1 pseudogene is annotated in these 738 nt (G+C 69.8%); it reads right to left on the bottom strand.

Annotated elements, in window-relative coordinates:
• Window positions 1-738, bottom strand: a pseudogene (locus FUT87_RS12060) (condensation domain-containing protein); the annotation flags it as partial.

The raw sequence follows: 738 nt of genomic DNA, 5'->3' as shown, positions 1-738 counted from the left end.
GCGGTGCGCAGGATGTCGTGGCGCGCGATGACGCGATCGAAGCTGTCGATGAACCGGCGCAGCCGCGCTTCGCTGTCGAAGCGCATCAGGTGCGCGGTCACGTAGGCGTCGGTGTCGCGCTGCAGCAGGTGGTGGAAGAGGATGCCTTCCTGCAGCGGCGCCAGCGGGTAGATGTCCTGGATGTTGGCCGCGCCGCCGGGGATCGCCGCTTCGATGCGGCGGATCGCGGCCGCGTCGAGGTCGACCAGGGTAAGCATCTCCGGCTGGATCTCGGTGCAGTCGTCGGGGATGCAGTTGGGAGGCACGACGATGTCGAGCGGCGCCGCGTCGGCTGAGCGGGCCGCTTCGGCGGCGATGGCCGAATCCGAGGCCCTGCCCGCCTGTGGGTCGATCGACTGCGCAAAAGCCGCCAGCTCCGGATGGAGGAACAACTGCCGCACCTGAGCGCGGAGGCCGCGGCCGCGCAGTTGATCGAGCACCTTCAGCGCCAGCAGCGAGTGGCCGCCCAGCGAGAAGAAGTTGTCGCGGCGGCGACCTGGTCGGTCGGCAAGCCCAGCACGTCGGCCCAGACCGCGGCGATGGCGGTCTCGACCTCGCCCTGCGGTGCCTCGTAGGCGGCTGTCGATGCGGTGTGGAGATCCGGCGCCGGCAGCGCCTTGCGATCGACCTTGCCGCTGGGGTTCAGGGGCAGCGTGTCGAGCACCACGATAGCGCTGGGAACCATGTACTCGGGCAAGG

It is taken from the genome of Mitsuaria sp. TWR114 (assembly GCF_007997345.1).
The sequence above is the reverse complement of the archived record's forward strand: the minus strand, read 5'-3'. Positions and strand labels throughout refer to the sequence as shown.